14 protein-coding genes are annotated in these 14947 nt (G+C 69.9%); 6 read left to right on the plus strand and 8 right to left on the minus strand.

The annotated features are described in order from the left end of the window. Positions 1-5: 5 nt before the first annotated feature. From AC0KXF_RS08045 to AC0KXF_RS08065, 5 genes are all read right to left on the minus strand, one after another. Entirely contained in the window at positions 6-542 is a 537-nt protein-coding gene (locus tag AC0KXF_RS08045) for a DUF3237 domain-containing protein (protein ID WP_473108684.1), read from the minus strand. After that, on the minus strand, positions 539-2257 hold the full coding sequence (locus tag AC0KXF_RS08050) for an ABC transporter ATP-binding protein (protein ID WP_473108685.1): 1719 nt from the start codon (positions 2255-2257) through the stop codon (positions 539-541). Before AC0KXF_RS08050 ends, AC0KXF_RS08045 begins: the two co-directional genes overlap by 4 nt. Beyond that, complete coding sequence (locus AC0KXF_RS08055; protein WP_473108686.1) at positions 2254-3117, minus strand: ABC transporter permease; 864 nt, start codon at positions 3115-3117, stop codon at positions 2254-2256. The genes AC0KXF_RS08050 and AC0KXF_RS08055 overlap by 4 nt, the downstream gene beginning before the upstream one ends. Further along, positions 3114-4073, minus strand: a complete 960-nt coding sequence (locus AC0KXF_RS08060) for an ABC transporter permease (RefSeq protein ID WP_473108687.1) — start codon at positions 4071-4073, stop codon at positions 3114-3116. The genes AC0KXF_RS08055 and AC0KXF_RS08060 overlap by 4 nt, the downstream gene beginning before the upstream one ends. Positions 4074-4158: 85 nt before the next feature. Continuing rightward, positions 4159-5802 carry an ABC transporter substrate-binding protein gene (locus AC0KXF_RS08065; protein ID WP_473108688.1) on the minus strand — a complete coding sequence of 548 codons (1644 nt, stop codon included), beginning with the start codon at positions 5800-5802 and terminating at the stop codon, positions 4159-4161. Between the two features lie 123 nt (positions 5803-5925). Here AC0KXF_RS08065 and AC0KXF_RS08070 point away from each other — a divergent pair, with 123 nt between their 5' ends. Next, a complete protein-coding gene (locus AC0KXF_RS08070) occupies positions 5926-6501 on the plus strand; it encodes a TetR/AcrR family transcriptional regulator (RefSeq protein WP_473108689.1) in 576 nt (191 codons plus the stop codon). A 29-nt stretch (positions 6502-6530) separates the two neighbouring features. Here AC0KXF_RS08070 and AC0KXF_RS08075 read toward each other — a convergent pair whose 3' ends face one another. Both AC0KXF_RS08075 and AC0KXF_RS08080 read right to left on the minus strand, forming a co-directional pair. Continuing rightward, entirely contained in the window at positions 6531-7103 is a 573-nt protein-coding gene (locus AC0KXF_RS08075) for a DUF3237 domain-containing protein (protein ID WP_473108690.1), read from the minus strand. Continuing rightward, entirely contained in the window at positions 7100-8776 is a 1677-nt protein-coding gene (locus tag AC0KXF_RS08080) for a CocE/NonD family hydrolase (RefSeq protein ID WP_473108691.1), read from the minus strand. Before AC0KXF_RS08080 ends, AC0KXF_RS08075 begins: the two co-directional genes overlap by 4 nt. A 205-nt stretch (positions 8777-8981) precedes the next feature. On the opposite strand from AC0KXF_RS08080, the gene AC0KXF_RS08085 reads away from it, so the two are divergent. After that, a complete protein-coding gene (locus tag AC0KXF_RS08085) occupies positions 8982-9551 on the plus strand; it encodes a TetR/AcrR family transcriptional regulator (protein WP_473108692.1) in 570 nt (189 codons plus the stop codon). 272 nt (positions 9552-9823) lie between these two features. Here AC0KXF_RS08085 and AC0KXF_RS08090 read toward each other — a convergent pair whose 3' ends face one another. Further along, entirely contained in the window at positions 9824-10432 is a 609-nt protein-coding gene (locus AC0KXF_RS08090; protein WP_473108693.1) for a TetR/AcrR family transcriptional regulator, read from the minus strand. 114 nt (positions 10433-10546) lie between these two features. On the opposite strand from AC0KXF_RS08090, the gene AC0KXF_RS08095 reads away from it, so the two are divergent. The 4 genes from AC0KXF_RS08095 (at position 10547) to AC0KXF_RS08110 (ending at position 14945) form a co-directional block, all read left to right on the plus strand. After that, positions 10547-11545, plus strand: a complete 999-nt coding sequence (locus AC0KXF_RS08095) for a phosphotransferase enzyme family protein (RefSeq protein ID WP_473108694.1) — start codon at positions 10547-10549, stop codon at positions 11543-11545. Between the two features lie 49 nt (positions 11546-11594). Beyond that, positions 11595-12863, plus strand: coding sequence for an aspartate aminotransferase family protein (locus AC0KXF_RS08100; protein ID WP_473108695.1), 1269 nt, complete (start codon positions 11595-11597; stop codon positions 12861-12863). A 61-nt stretch (positions 12864-12924) separates the two neighbouring features. Then, positions 12925-13887 carry an AraC-like ligand-binding domain-containing protein gene (locus AC0KXF_RS08105; RefSeq protein ID WP_473108696.1) on the plus strand — a complete coding sequence of 321 codons (963 nt, stop codon included), beginning with the start codon at positions 12925-12927 and terminating at the stop codon, positions 13885-13887. A 239-nt stretch (positions 13888-14126) separates the two neighbouring features. After that, positions 14127-14945 (plus strand): MoaF C-terminal domain-containing protein, encoded by an 819-nt coding sequence (locus AC0KXF_RS08110; RefSeq protein WP_473108697.1) that lies wholly within the window; start codon positions 14127-14129, stop codon positions 14943-14945. The last annotated feature ends 2 nt before the right edge of the window (positions 14946-14947 follow it).

Here is a 14947-nt window from a genome sequence, read left to right on the forward strand (position 1 = left end):
GGTGTCTAGACGAGCCGGAATACGCGGATCACCACGCGGCCGGGCTCGGGGCGCGCGTACCCGACGAACTGCGACTCGGCCAGCCACTGCAGCCCGGGGTGCTCGGTCTGGAAGGTGAAGGCGGTGCGGTAGTAGAGATCGCGCTCGCCCACGACCTCTCCGACGAGCATGCGCTCGAAGCTCTCGGGGTCGGTGCGCCAGTAGCCGCGGTTCACGACGTCGATCGCGGCGGATCCGGATCCGGATCCGTCGTCGCCCTCGCCCTCCGCCTCGCCAGCACCGCCGGGTAGCTCGGCCTCGATGACGTAGCGCGCGTCCAGGCGCACGGTGAGGCCGCGGCCGTGCCACCAGTCACCACCGCCGGGCAGGATCCGTCCGCGCAAGCGCGGGCCTTCGAAGACCCCGCCCGTGATCGGCGCGAAATGCAGCCCCTCCCCCTCCCTCGAGCCTCCGAGCGGCAGCGCATCGGCGACGTCGACCCGCAGTTCGAAGCAGTACTCGAACTCGGGCTCCATGAGTGTCGTCTCGGCGGCGTCGGTCATGCGAGGTCCTCCATGTCGGGAACGGTCTGGGTGCTGGTGACGACGGGGATCGCCGAGGTGCGGCCCGGCCGCCGTCGCCGCGGCTTCCACCCCTCCCGGGGAATCGAATCGAGCAGCAGCCGGGTGTACTCCGCGCGGGGCGCGTCGAGGATCTCGTCGGCGGTCCCGTACTCCTCGACCGCGCCCTGCCGCATCACGGCGACGCGGTCGCAGAGGCGCCGGATCACGGTGAGGTCGTGGGTGATCATGAGCAGCGCCACTCCGGTCTCGCGGCGGATCGCGTCGAGCAGCGAGAGGATCTCGACCTGCGTGGTCACGTCGAGCGCCGACACCGCCTCGTCGAGCACGAGGATGCGCGGATCGGCGGCGAGCGCCCTCGCGATGGCGACGCGCTGGCGCTGTCCGCCCGAGAGGGCGCGCGGGCGCGCGCCGAGCAGGGTCTCGTCGAGGCGCACCTGCCCGATCAGCTCGGCGATGCGCGCTTCGACGGCTGCGCGAGGGTCGCGCGGACGGTGCACGCGGATCGCTTCGGCGAGGCACTCGCGCACGGTCTGCCTGCGATCGAGCGACTGGTAAGGGTCCTGGAACACCATCTGCACGGTCTTGGCGCGAGCTCGGCGAGCGGCGGTGCCGCGGGCGGGTGCGCTCCAGTCCTCCCCCGCCACGGTAACCGTGCCGGCGTCGGCGCGCTCCAGGCCGCAGATGATGCGGGCGGTGGTGAACTTGCCGGATCCCGACTCCCCCACGATGCCGAGGGATCCGCCCGACGCGAGCTCGAACGCGACGTCGTCGACGGCGACGAAGGTCTCGCGTCCGCCGCCGGTCGCGCTGCGCACCCGGAAGGTCTTGCGCAGACCCTCGACCGAGAGGATCGGTGCGGGGCGGCGCTGCTCGGACGAGGGGGTCTCGACCTGCGCGACGGGCTCCTCGTCGAGGGCCGCGGCCATGAGCACGCGCGTGTACTCCTCGCGCGCGTCGCGACGCATGGTGGCGGACCGCAGCGTCTCGATCGTGCGCCCCTGCCGCATCACGGCGACACGATCGGTGACCGCGCCGGCGAGTGCGAGGTCGTGCGTGATGAACAGCATCGACAGCTCACGGTGCTTGCGCAGATCCCCGATCACGGCCATCACCTCCTCCTGCGTGGTGACGTCGAGGGCCGTGGTGATCTCGTCGGCGAGCAGGATCTCGGGATCCATCGCGAGCGTCGCCGCGATCATCACGCGCTGCAGCAGGCCGCCCGACAGCTCGGCCGGGAACTGCCGCATGCGGCGGGCGGGATCGGGGATTCCGACCTCGTCGAGCAGCTCGACGGCCCGCGCGCGAGCCGCATCCGGTTTCGCTCCGCCGACGCTGATCAGCGCCTCGGTCATGAAGTCGCCGATGGAGCGCAGTGGGTTGAGGTGGGCGCGCGGCGTCTGGAAGACCATGCCGATGCGCCGCGCCCGCAGCTCCCGCAGCTCGCGCGCGCTCGACTCGGCGACGTCGCGGCCGAGGATGCGGATCGATCCGCCCGTCTCGAAGTGGGCTGGCAGCAGGCCCGCGACGGCGCGCACCGCGAGCGTCTTGCCCGATCCGGACTCGCCGACGAGGCCCACGGCCTCGCCCGCGCCGACCCTCAGCGTGCAGTCGTGCACGAGCGTGCGGCCCGGCATCGAGATCGACAGCCCGTCGAGCTCGAGCACGGGGGCGGCGGTGTTCTCGGGAGTGCTCATCGTTCCTTCTCCTCTGCCCAGGTGGTGACGCGGGCGCCGATGATGCTCACCGACAGCACGGTCAGCACCACGAAGATCGCGGGGAACAGCGACTGCTCGGGGGCGCCCGCGAGGATGCCGGCCTGGCCGCTCGCGATCATCGCGCCCCAGTCGGCCGCGGGCGGCTGCTCGCCGAGGCCCAGGAAGGAGATCGCCGCCAGGTCGAGCATCGCGTAGCCGAAGCCCACCGCCATCTGCGCGGCGACGACGGGCACGAGCGCGGGCACGAGGTGCTTGAAGCAGATCGCGAGGCTCGACACGCCCTGCCCCCGCAGCGCGGCGATGTACGGCTTGCCGAGTTCGCGCGAGGCCGCTGTCTGGGTGAGGCGGGCGACGACGGGGATGTAGGCGATCGAGAGGGCGATCACCGGGGCGACGAGTCCCTTGCCGAACATCGCGACCGCCAGCACGGCGAGCACGAGCCCCGGGATCGCGAAGATCACGTCGACGACGCGCGCGATCGTGCCGCGCAGCACCCCGCCGAACCACGCTCCGGTCACCGCGAGAGCGGCCCCCGCGATCGTCGAGAGGATCACGACGAAGATCGGCGCGACGACGCTCGTGCGTGCGCCCACGAGCACGCGAGACAGGATGTCGCGACCCACGTCGTCGGTGCCGAACGGGTGCGCGATCGACGCGATGCCGTTCACGTCGCCCGCGTAGAGCTCGGTGTGGTCGTAGGGCGCGATCCACGGCCCGATCACCGCGGCGAGCGCGATGACGCCGAACACGGCGAGGGCCGAGACGAACATCCAGTCCTTCTGGGCCGCCCGGATCGCGGCCCTCGGCACGCGGCCGGATGCGAGCTGTGCGACGCTCATGCCTGTCTCCCTGCGGTGATGGTGTCCGGGTCGATGAGGGCGCCGAGCAGGTCGGCGACGGCGTTCAGCACCACGAAGATCGCGACGAGCAGCAGGGACACGAGCTGCACGACCGGCAGATCCTTGCGGGCGGCCGCCTCCGTGAGCAGCGAGCCGATGCCGCCGAGGCCGAACGCCTGCTCGGCGATGGCCGAGGCCGCGAAGAGGCCGGCGATGGTCGTGCCCGAGATCGCGAGGATCTGCGGCGATGCGTTGCGGAACACGTGCACGCGAAAGATGCGGCCGCGCGGGATGCCGCGCACCCTGGCCGTCTCGACGTGCTCGGAGTGCAGCTGCGCCACGAGCGAGCTGCGGGTGACGCGGCTGATGTACGCGATGAACATGACCGAGAGCGAGACGGCGGGCAGGATCAGGTGCCATAGCCGGTCCCACCCGCCCGATCCCTCGCCGAACACCGGGAACCAGCCGAGGCTCTTCGCGAAGATCCAGATCAGCAGGATCGCGACCACGAAGGTGGGCAGCGCCATGCCGAGTGCGGTGGCGACCGCGACCGCACGGTCCACGGCCGGACCGCGAGTCGCGGCGAGGATGCCCGAGCCGACGCCGAACACGAGGATGATCGCGACGGTGAGGAGCACCAGCTGGAACGTGACGCCGAAGCGCGGTGCGACGAGGTCGAGCACGTCGGTCTTGTAGACGAAGGAGCGCCCGAAATCGCCGGTGAAGACGCCGCCGAGCCACTGCAGGTAGCGCGACCAGATCGGCTCGTCGAGGTGGTACTCGGCGCGGATCTGGTCGATGAGCTCGGGGGTCGGCTTGGCGCCGCCCGCCAGAGCCGCGATGGGGTCGCCCGGCGTGAGCAGCAGGGCGGAGAAGATCACGACGCTCGACAGGAAGAGGGTCAGCAGCAGGCCGCCCAACCTTCCCAGCAGCGTGCGTATCACGAGTCCGTTCACCGTGTGGTTCCTTACGTGTTCGATCGGTTTCGAGCGGGTCGCTCCCCGGGCCCATCGGAAGGAGCGCTGGCGCGCCCCTCCGACGTCACCTGCCGCCGAGGTGCAGCGCCCAGGGGCTGCTGTAGATGGCGATCGAGGTGGTGGCACCGGTCAGCTCGTCGGAGAGGTAGGTGAGCTGGTACGAGCCCGCCAGGGTCACCTGCAGCTGATCGGGTGCGAAGATGCGCTGCGCCGCCACGAACTCCTCGGCCGCGGTCTCGGCGTCGGTCGCCGTGCGGGCCGCCTCCATGTGTGCCGTGACCTCGTCGTTCGAGTAGCCGCTCCAGTTGAAGACGCCGCCGCGGTCCTCGGGCAGCATGAACAGCGACGGGTACCCGATGACGCCTGGGGTCTCGAGGTAGCCCTGGGTGGCGACGAAGTCGATGCCGTCGCGGGCACCCGGATCGTAGAACATGGCGCCGAAGTCGGCCGGCTGCATCTCGTTGATCTCGATGTCGAGTCCGATGCTCTTGCCGGCGCTCTGCATGATCGCGGCCGTCTGCTGGAACTCCTTCGCACCGGCGGGGATCGCCACGACGAGGGGCCGGCTCACGTCCTCGCCGCTCTCCTCGATGAGCTGCTTCGCGCGCTCCAGATCGACCTCGGGGGCCTCGAGCTCGTCGTACGCCGTCTGATAGATCTCGCTCGCCTCGGACGCGCCGAAGGTGAACGGCGGCACGATGGTCTTCTGCACCTCGCCGAGGCCGTTCAGCACGGTGTCGATGTACTTCTCGCGGTCGATGGCGAGGCTCAACGCCTGGCGGATCGCGGGGTTGGCGGCCGGGCCGTCGGCCGCCGCGGGGCCGAAGCTGAACGAGGCGGTGGAGGGGCCGAGGATCAGGCTTCCCGCGCCGTCGCCCTCGAAGGTGCTGCGGGAGCCGGGCGGCACATTGTAGGCACCGTCGATCTCGCCCTGCGTGAGGGCTGTCGAGAGGGTCGAGCCGTCGGTCACGAACACGTACTTGAGCGTCTCGACGAGCGGGGCTCCGCCCCAGTAATTCTGGTTCGCCGTGGTGATGATCTCGCTGCCCGGCGTCCAGCCGCCCTGCTCGAGCTGGTAGGGACCGGTGCACATGAGCCCGCCCTCGGAGGTGCCGAGCGCAGAACCGGCCTGCTCGCCGTAGGCCTTGCTCATGACCGCTCCGGCGCCGCCCGCGATGGCGTCGCGGAAGGCGGAGTCGGGCGCGTTGAAGCGCACCGTCACCTCGAGGTCGCCGGTCTTCTCGATGCTCGAGACGAGCACGAAGGCGGCGTACCACTGCGAGGCCGGATTCTGCCCGCGCTGCAGGCTGTAGACCACGTCGTCGGCGGTGAGCGGCGTACCGTCCCAGAAGGTGACATCGTCTCGCAGCTTGATCACGAAGGTCACGGGATCGACCCACTCGGCGCTCTCGGCGACGCCCGGCTCGATCGAGAAGTCCGGCTGCAGCTGCAGCAGGTTTTCGCAGAGGTTGGCGATGATCACGGTCGCCGACGATCCGGGATCGAGTGTCGCCGGCTCTCCCTCGACGACCGACCACACCACCTCGTCGACCGGGTTCTCGGCCGGCGGCAGCGCGGCGGTGAGCCGGGCCTCGTCGACGGCTTCCCGGGGCTCCGACAAGCCGCCCTCGCGGGGTGCGCAGGCGCTCAGGGCGAGCAGTGCCGCCGTTCCGAGTGCCAATCCCGCGGCCAGTCCGCTTCGTTTCATGGTTCCGTCCTTTCGGAATCGCTCCGGAGCGGATCGTCGGTGATCCGTTCCGTCGTCATCATAATACAACGCCGTTGTACATCAATGTTGCGTTTTAGTTTCGATGGTCGCTAGGCTCGCGATATGCCCAAGGACATCGACCGCGAAGCACGATTGCAGGCCATCGCGGACGCCACGATCGGCGTGGCCCGCGCCTCCGGTGCGAACGCCGTGACCATCCGCGCGGTCGCACGCGAGCTCGGAGGGTCCACGACCCTCGTCACGAACTATCTCCCCTCGCGGGCGGCGCTGATTCTCAACGTGCTCGATCGCGCGAGCGCCCGCTGGCGCGCCGAGTACGAGGGCGTCACGGACGGCCTCTCCCCCGCTGAGCGCTTCGAAACCCTGGTGTCCTGGGAACCCGACGGCGACGAGGTCGAACCGGTGCTGCGGGCGCTGATCCTCGAGATCGTCGCGAACGCCGAGACCGAGCCGACGCTGCGCGACGCCCTGCGGCGCGAGTCGGAGTCGTACCGAGCCGTGCTGCACGACGCAGCGCGCGAAGCCGGCTACGCCGATCCCGATCTCGCAACCGAGCTGGGTTATCTGCTGCTGCGCGGCTCCTACTTCGCGAACGCCGAGGACCCCGCCTACTGGCACGCGGCGCGCACGCGCGAGATCACCCTCTCGGCTCTGCGGGCGCTGCCGCGCGTCCGCTGAGCCTCCGGCTCCGGTCCCGCTCCGTTCCATCATCGCACCGCGAAGACCCGGATGCAGACCTGGGGCTCGCCCGACTCGCTCTCGCCGTCACGCGCGAGCCCGATGAACTGGTGCTCGGCGAGCCAGCGGTGCGCGGGGGCGTCGGTTTGGAAGACGGGGGCCGTGCGGAAGTAGAGCCCCGGGTTGCCCTCGGGCACCTGCTCGCCGCGCTCCATGCGGGCGATCACCTCGTCGCTCGCACGGAAGTAGCCGCGGTTGAGCACATCGATCACGGCGCCGTCTTCAGCGCGGATCAGGTAGCGCGCCTCGAGCTGCGCGGTGCCCGAGCGCTCGACCGCCCAGTCGCCGCCGCCCGCGAGCACGTTGCCGTTCAGCCGCGGTCCGGTCACGCTGCCGCCCGAGATCGGGGTAAAGCTGAGCAGCTCGTCTGCGCCTCGGCCGATACGCAGATCGGGTTCGATCGTCGCGCGGATCTCGAACACGTACTCGAGGTTCGGCGCCGGAAGATCGGCGCCGCGGGTGGACGCGCTGCCTGCTTCGGCGGCTTCGGACGGGACGGCGCCGTCGGCGGCGGGCGTGGCCTCTGAATTCTGCTCGGTCATGCGAGTGCTCCTTCTAGCACGGGAATGTCAATGGCGAAGGCGTGCGGGCCGCCGAGCACGATGGTCTGCGTGTTCGGCATCATCCGCTCACCCTCCATCCAAGGGTCAGCTCCCGTGCCCGGCTGCGGCAGGAACTCCGGATAGTCGCTGCTCGAGACGTGCACCCGCAGTCGATGCCCCGCGCGCAACCGGTACCCGACGTGCCCGAGATCGATCTCGAGCGTCTCGGCCCGCGACGCGTCGCGCAGCTGCAGCTGGCCGCGGGCGATCCTGAGCGCGGTTCCATCCGGGGCGACGTCGAGCAGCCGCACGAAGCAGTCGGCGACGGGACCCGTGGAACGCAATCGCACACGCGCGACGACCGGGCCGGCCAGATCGACGTCGTCCCGCTGGACGGGAGCTTCGAACACCATCACGTCGTGACGGGCACCGAGGGGCGCCTCGTCGGGCAGATGCAGCAGGTACGAAAAGGCATCGGGCACGCTCGAGGGCACCGGGTTGGCGGGGTCGTGCTCCCAGTGAAGTTCATGCTCCTCCTCATGCCGCTCGCTCGCGAGCGCGCCGTCGGGCGTCCCGAAGCGCGTCTCAGTGCGAGCCTCCGCCGGCGGCCACTCGGCGGCGGTGCGGAGCTCGTCGGTGCCCGCGAGGTTCCAGCTCACGCGAGGCAGCTCGCTGGGGCGGCCCTCGCCGCGCACGAATACGGCGAAGAACTCCAGGGCGGGGTCGAGGTAGCCCGGCAGCATGGCCCGGATCTGCGCCTCGCTGCGATCCTCGACCCGATCTTCCGCCGACTCCAACAGCGAGTGGTTCTCGTGGTCGATCGACTCGATGCGCAGGTAGTGGTGCGCATCCCAATGGGGATGCCGCGCGATCTCGGCCACGTCGGCCCACGAGAGCGGCGCGCAATTGTCCCACCAGCCGATCGTGTGCAGCACCGGCACCGAGCGGCCCGCGAAGGGACTGCCGAGCGGGAAGCGTGGCAGGGTCACCGGGTGCGGCACCCACTGGTCGTAGGAGACGGACCGGGATCCCGCATGCGCCATGAACGCCTCGGCCTGCGCGGCGAAGTCGCGCCGTGACCAGTCGGGCTCCCAGAGCCAGGTGTCGGCCCCGTGGAAGTGCGTGAGCGGGTACAGGTTGGTGATCGCCATCTCCACGGGGCGCGTGCGGTCACCGGGATCCCGGCGCACGGGCTCGCCCAGCCGAGTGCCCGTGACGCGCGGCGCGATCGCCTTGAGCGCGGGGTGTCCGCTCGCCGCCGCGGCCCACTGCGTGTATCCGTAGTAGCTGTCGCCCCACATGGCCACCCGTCCGTTCGACCACCGCTGCTGCACGATCCAGTCGAGCGTGTCGGAGCCGTCGCGCACCTCGTTGACGAAGAGCAGCGCCTCGCCCTCCGAGCGGAACTTGCCCCGCACGTCCTGCACCGCGACGCGGTAGCCACGGGCGGTGAAGTACTCGGCGATCAGCGGGATGAAGGTGTACTCGCCGCTCTTGTCGTAGGGCAGGCGGATCAGGATCGTGTCGCCCGGCGTCTCATCGCGTCCGCCCCGCTCCCCTGCGGGCAGGTAGACATCGGTTGCGAGGTGCACGCCGTCGCGAGTGCGCACGCGCTCCTCACGGGCCAGCGGGCTGACCGGCGCCGGGGCCAGGTGCAGGTACTGCGTCGTCATGTCACTCCTTCGGGATGGGGCTCCGGATCTCACGGAGGATCGCGGAAGGGCCGCCTCCGGGCCAGCCGGTGAGAACCAAGCTAGGGCGGCTTCCGTAATTAGTCAAGTCCGACTAGACAATTTTTGTTCGCGACGGAATCCCGCTAGTCTTCGGAGGGGCCCGCGGACCTCGCGGCCTCACCCCCCCACCTCGGAAGGAGCGCGCATGGCACGCCCATCGGTCGCCGACGAGCGGCGCGAGCAGATCATCGAGGCGACCCTGCACACCATTTCCGAGCAGGGGATCAGCAAAACGACCCTCGACCGCATCGCCGACGCCGCCGGCATGTCACGCGGGCATGTGCGGCACTTCGTCGGCAATCGCGATCGCCTGCTGCTCGACGCCGCGCGCGCCTTCTACGCCGACGAGCGCGGTGAGCCGGCGATCCTGCCCGCCGCGGTCGACAATCTCGGCAGTGCCCTCGACTTCCTCTTCGGCAGCGAGTTCGCCGCGTCCAGCTCGGAGAACGCGATCGTGCTCGCGTTCGTCGAGCTCGCAAGATCCAACCCCGAGATCGCCGAGGTGCTCGCCGCCGCCTATTCCTCCACGCGCGAGCGGCTCGCCGCCTACCTCGCGGAAGCCAGGCCCGGCGCGTCCGCCGCCGCGCGGGAGGCCGCCGCGCAGGGCGTGCTCTCGGCCGCGCTCGGCAACGTGTTCATCGGCGACTTCGACCGCGACGAGGGCCGCACGGCCCGCGCACGTGCCGCCGTCGACGCCCTGCTCGCGACCCTGTAGCGATCCGCGGAACGGCGCCGGCCCCCGCCCCAGCCTTCCAACATCCCCTCCCTCGAAAACCGGAGTCCCAAAGTGCGGCTTCGACGCACTCGAAGCCGCACTTTGGGACTCCGCTCTTCCTTGCGACGGCGCAGGCAGCCGGGGACGGCGCCGGGACCGAGACGAGGCGGCGACGAGCCGGCGACGAGCCGGCGACGAGCCGGCGACGAGACCGCAACGGCACCTAGGAAGACGCTGCCACCACAGCACCGCGCGGCGAGGCCCCCGGCAGGCTACCGCGCGGCGAGCCCGTCGATGAGTCGGGCGAACGCCGCGAAGGCGCGATCCGCGTCCCGCTCGCCCGCGGCAACTCCGATCGCCGCCTCCCGCATGGCCCCGACCAGCAGCGCAGCCACGGCGTCGGCGTCGACCTCGGCGTCGACCTCCCCCGCGGCCTGCGCCGCCTCGAGCGCCTCGCGGATCATCACGATGCTCGATCCCGAACCGATGCCGCGCTCCGCCCCGTCGACGATGAGCGTCGGCCCCGACACGTTGTAGAAGTGGCCGATGCGGGCGTCGCCCGCGAGGTCGAACATCGCCCGGGCGTGGGCGACGATCCGACCCCGCCAGTCGCCCGCCGCCGAGACCGCCTCTCGCGTGCGCTCGACGAGTCCCCGCCCGAGCCGCGCGTACGCGGCGCGCAGCAGCTCATCGCGGCCGCCGGGGAAATAGGCGTAGACGGTGCCGCGCGAGATGCCCGACTCCGCCGACACCCGGTCGATGGTCGTCTCGGCGAGGCCGCTCTGGCCGATCACCGCGAGCACGGCGTCGACCAGTTCCTCGCGGGTGCGCTGCTGGCGGCGCTCGCGCAGCGTGGTCTGGGGTGCGGTCGGTGCGGTCACCCCATCAGTGTAGAAGCTGCGCGCGCCACTTGTGTACTCCGAGTTTGGTTTCTATACTCAGCGTATAAATTTCCGCACGGGCTCTCCGCTGTGGCATCCGCCGGAAGGAACCGAATGATCGCCGTCGATCTCCCCATCGCCACCCAGCTCGCACGCGAGGCCCTCACGGAGTACGGCATGGATCCCGCCACCGACCTCACCCTGCTCAAGCAGCGCGAGAACTTCGTCTTCTCGCTCACGGATGGGGGCACCGACTACGTGCTGCGGGTGCATCGTCAGGGCTACCACACCGACGACGAGCTCGGCTGCGAACTCGACTTCGTGCGCGCCCTCCACGGCGAGGGCGTCGCCGTGCCGAACTTCGTCACGTCCCGAGACGGCCGCGGTTTCTGCGTCGTCGGCCGCGACCACGCTGCGGGCCCCCACCAGGTGGACCTGCAGCACCTCATCCCGAACCACGGCAACTTCGGCGATGAGCGCACCGCGGTCGACGGCAGCGCCGACCTCGACGCTGCCGACTTCGCCGAGCTCGGCCGACTGGCCGCCGAGGTGCACCGCGCCACCGAGCAGTCCGGCTACACCATGGCCGTGCCGCGCGACGACTGGGATCTCGAGGGGCTCGTCGGCGCCGAGCCCGCCTGGGGCGACCCGCTGCGCATCGATGAGCTGCGGGGCGAGGAGCGCGAAGCCGTGGTCGCGGCGATCGAGCGGATCCGCGAGGTGCTCGGCGCCTACGGCATCCCCGCGCACCGCTTCGGCCCGATCCATGCTGACCTCACCCCCGAGAACGTGCTGCGCACCCGCGACGGTCTCGTGCTGATCGACTTCGACGACTTCGCCGCCGGCTGGCACCTCTTCGATCTCGCGACCGCGCTCTACTTCTTCACGCCGCACCCCCGCTACACCGAGTACCGCGACGCGCTCTTCGCCGGGTACGAGGCCGTGCGACCGCTCGACGGGGCCGACCACGACGTGTTCCCCGCGATCCTGCTCGCCCGCGGGCTCACCTACCTCGGCTGGGCGGCCGACCGCCGCGGCGAACCCACCGCCGAGTGGCACGCCACAACGGTATTGCCCAACATCGTCCGCCTCTCCCGCGAACTCATCGCGTGACTCCGACTCGCCGACTCGCTCACTCATCGAACACCAGGAGAACCCCGCAATGACCTCCAACGCCGAACTCATCGAACGCCGCAACCGCACCATCGGTCCCTACTCGCCCCTCTTCTACAACGAGCCGCTGCAGTTCGTGTCGGCGAAGGGCGTCTGGTTCACCGAGGCCTCGGGCGACCGCTACCTCGACGGCTACAACAACGTGCCGCACGTCGGCCACTGCAACGACCGCGTCGTGACCGCGCTCGCCGAGCAGGCCGCAACGCTCAACGTGCACACCCGCTACCTCAACGAGCGCGTGGTCGACTATTCGGAGCGCCTGCTCGCGACGTTCGAGTCGGGCCTCGACCGGATCTTCTTCGGAAATTCGGGATCCGAGGCCAATGAACTCGCGATCCGCATCTCGCGCCAGCTCACGGGCAACACGGGCATGATCGTGTCCGACTACAGCTACCACGGCACGACCATCACCCTCGCCGGCCTCACCACGGGGCTCAAGACCGCGACGCCGCTCGACCCGAACGTGCGCGCGCTGCGGATCCCGGATCTCGATCGCGACCCGCGCCCCGAGGCCGAGGTGCTCGCCGAGACCCTCGCATCGCTCGACGCGTCGATCGCGTCGCTGCAGGAGGCCGGTTACGGCATCGCCGCGTGCCTCTTCGACCCGCTGTTCTCGACGGAGGGCATGCCCCGCCTGCCCGAAGGCCTGATCGAGGGCATCGCCTCGCGCATCAAGGCGGCCGGCGGCATGGTCATCGCCGATGAGGTGCAGAGCGGCTTCGGCCGCACGGGGACGCACATGTGGGGGCACCAGTACGCCGGGCTCGACGCCGACCTCGTGACTATGGGCAAGCCGATGGGCAACGGACACCCGATGTCGGCGGTCGTCACGAGCGAGGCCGTGCTCGACGCCTTCGGCTCGACCAACGAGTTCTTCAACACCTTCGCGGGCAACCCGGTCTCGGCCGCGGTCGGCGAGGCCGTGCTCATCGAGATGGAGCAGGAGCAGCTGATGGCGCGGGCGAAGACCCTCGGCGAGGAGGCCGCCGCGCGTTTCCGCGGCTTCGCGGAGCAGTACGACTTCGTGCGCTCGGCGAAGGGCGTCGGCATGTTCCTCGGGCTCGACTTCGCAGTCGACGGGGAGGCCGCGCCGCAGCTCGCCAAGCAGGTCGTCGAGGCGATGAAGGCGCGCAAGGTGCTCATCTCGCGGATCGGCCGCGACGAGAGCGTGCTCAAGGTGCGCCCCCCGCTCGCGTTCGGCGAGGCCGAGCTGCCCATCCTGCTGGATGCGCTCGAAGAGTCCCTCTCCGAGGTTTAGCGGGTATCCTCTCCGCAGGGTGTTGCATCGACGACGTTGCATCATGAGAAAGGTGATCGACATGCCTACTGCAGAACAGCAGCACGTGTCTCGCGCAGATTCCCGGCCGACTCAGGTCGAGAGTCTCGGCGTGTTCCGCCGTATCGTCTCGCGCTCGTTCGTGCCGCTCGAGGTCAGCGCCGAACGCACCGATCCGTTCGCCGCGCGGCTCTGCTCGGCCGACGCCGACGACGTCGTCTTCACCGAGATCGCGGCGAAGCCGCACCTCGTCGAGCGCACGCCCGAGACGATCGCGAACGGCGGCAGCGGGTACTACAAGGTGAGTCTGCTGCTCTCGGGCAGCAGCATCCTGGTGCAGGACGGCAGGGAGCTCGTGATGCGACCGGGCGACCTCTCGGTGTACGACACCTCGCGCCCCTACTCCCTGCTGTTCGGCGAGGATTTCCGCAACCTCATCATGATGTTCCCGAAGGATCGGCTCGAACTGCCGAGCGCCTTCACGGATCAGCTGACCGCGGTCTCCCTCAGCCAGGAGCACCGCGGGATCGCGCCGGTCATCACGGCGTTCCTCTCGCAGTTCCCGGCGCAGCTCGCGCACCTCTCGGATCCGATCCGCGCGAAGCTCGCGCACACGAGCCTCGACCTCATGGGAACGCTGTTCTCGAGCATCCTCGACGCCGAGCCGGGCCAGCGCGACCCGCACCAGGTCTTACTGCAGAAGATCTACAGCTACATCGACCTGCACCTGTCGTCGCCCGATCTCTCCCCCGGCAGCATCGCCGCCGCGCACTACATCTCGACCCGCCACCTGCACTCGCTGTTCAGGCAGGCCGAGACCACGGTCTCGACGTGGATCCGCGAGCGCCGTCTCGAGCGCTGCCGCGCCGACCTGCTCGATCCCGTGCTCAGCGATCGGACGGTCTCGGCCATCGCCGCTCGCTGGGGCTTCACCGATGCGGCCCACTTCAGCCGCGTGTTCAAATCGGCGTACGGCGTCTCGCCGAGCGACCTGCGCCGCGGCTGAGGCGCGGTCTGCACCCGTCGTCCTGCGCCCATGCGCAGGACGACGAACGTGTGCGGGATGACGCGTGCTCGCACCCGATCGCAACCTACTCGTAACACTCGTTGACCGGTAGCGCACGACCGTTGTCGGAGGCGGTGATCGGCGCCCTCGACGGACGCCCCTCTGTCTACAGTGGTAACACTTCCGGGTTCCGCGGCGCTTGCAGCCCGGTCCGCACTTCATCAAAGGAGACGAAGCAGATGACAGAAGCAGAGATCGCAGAGTTCACGGAAGAGCGTCGCGGCGTCGACGAGTGGGCCACCTACGACGAGTTCGCGGCGGGCATCGACACGTACCGCCTACCGAACGTGTCGCTCGATGGCCGAGAGCTCTCACTCACCCTCGATGACGGCAGTTCGCTCTCGCTCGCTTTCGGCTCGGACACGGCGAGGTGGAGCGCGAGCGGCACCATCGCCGAGGCGGACGCGACCGATCCCTACGACGCCGTGCAGGTGCGGAAGGACGTGTTCTTCCTGAACCTGCCCCTGGAATCGCGGGACCGCGAGGCCGTCACCGTCGTCTGGTCCGAGCGCACCGGCCGAGCCATCGTCACCCACTCGCACATCGACGCCGAGCACGTCGAGGGCGAGCCCCAGGTGAAGCAGGTTTTCCACGCCGCCACGCTCGACGGCGCCGAGGCGATCGGCGATGAGCCGGGCGAATCGCGCGACCTCATCGGCATGCGCAACCTCTACCGCTACAGCCCCGAGCACCTCTACGAGCACGTCTACATGTCGACGGAGCGCTACGCCTGGCAGAACCTGCAGGGTGTGCAGCGCGGCCACGGCGATATGGACCTGTCGACCGTATGGAAGCTCGACGACGGTCTCTACCTCTTCTGCTTCCGCGAGTTCCGCATCTCGGTCGCGAGCGTGTGGTTGCACGATCTGGGCTACAACCTCATGACCACGGGCATCTTCCTGGGCATCAACGGCGACGGCGAGACGGAGCACTCCCGCGCCGGCGGCCACATCTATCCCATCGGCACCGTCCGGTACCCGGACGCGCAGCCGGTCTGATC

It is taken from the genome of Leucobacter holotrichiae, assembly GCF_055791005.1.

What these genes read in the sequence shown, in the direction of transcription:
- AC0KXF_RS08085 (WP_473108692.1), top strand. Translation starts at nt 8,982, where the DNA reads ATGGCACGCCCATCGGTCGCCGACGAGCGGCGCGAGCAGATCATCGAG.
- AC0KXF_RS08065 (WP_473108688.1), bottom strand. Translation starts at nt 5,802, where the DNA reads ATGAAACGAAGCGGACTGGCCGCGGGATTGGCACTCGGAACGGCGGCA.
- AC0KXF_RS08100 (WP_473108695.1), top strand. Translation starts at nt 11,595, where the DNA reads ATGACCTCCAACGCCGAACTCATCGAACGCCGCAACCGCACCATCGGT.
- AC0KXF_RS08110 (WP_473108697.1), top strand. Translation starts at nt 14,127, where the DNA reads ATGACAGAAGCAGAGATCGCAGAGTTCACGGAAGAGCGTCGCGGCGTC.
- AC0KXF_RS08075 (WP_473108690.1), bottom strand. Translation starts at nt 7,103, where the DNA reads ATGACCGAGCAGAATTCAGAGGCCACGCCCGCCGCCGACGGCGCCGTC.
- AC0KXF_RS08045 (WP_473108684.1), bottom strand. Translation starts at nt 542, where the DNA reads ATGACCGACGCCGCCGAGACGACACTCATGGAGCCCGAGTTCGAGTAC.
- AC0KXF_RS08095 (WP_473108694.1), top strand. Translation starts at nt 10,547, where the DNA reads ATGATCGCCGTCGATCTCCCCATCGCCACCCAGCTCGCACGCGAGGCC.
- AC0KXF_RS08080 (WP_473108691.1), bottom strand. Translation starts at nt 8,776, where the DNA reads ATGACGACGCAGTACCTGCACCTGGCCCCGGCGCCGGTCAGCCCGCTG.
- AC0KXF_RS08105 (WP_473108696.1), top strand. Translation starts at nt 12,925, where the DNA reads ATGCCTACTGCAGAACAGCAGCACGTGTCTCGCGCAGATTCCCGGCCG.
- AC0KXF_RS08055 (WP_473108686.1), bottom strand. Translation starts at nt 3,117, where the DNA reads ATGAGCGTCGCACAGCTCGCATCCGGCCGCGTGCCGAGGGCCGCGATC.
- AC0KXF_RS08070 (WP_473108689.1), top strand. Translation starts at nt 5,926, where the DNA reads ATGCCCAAGGACATCGACCGCGAAGCACGATTGCAGGCCATCGCGGAC.
- AC0KXF_RS08050 (WP_473108685.1), bottom strand. Translation starts at nt 2,257, where the DNA reads ATGAGCACTCCCGAGAACACCGCCGCCCCCGTGCTCGAGCTCGACGGG.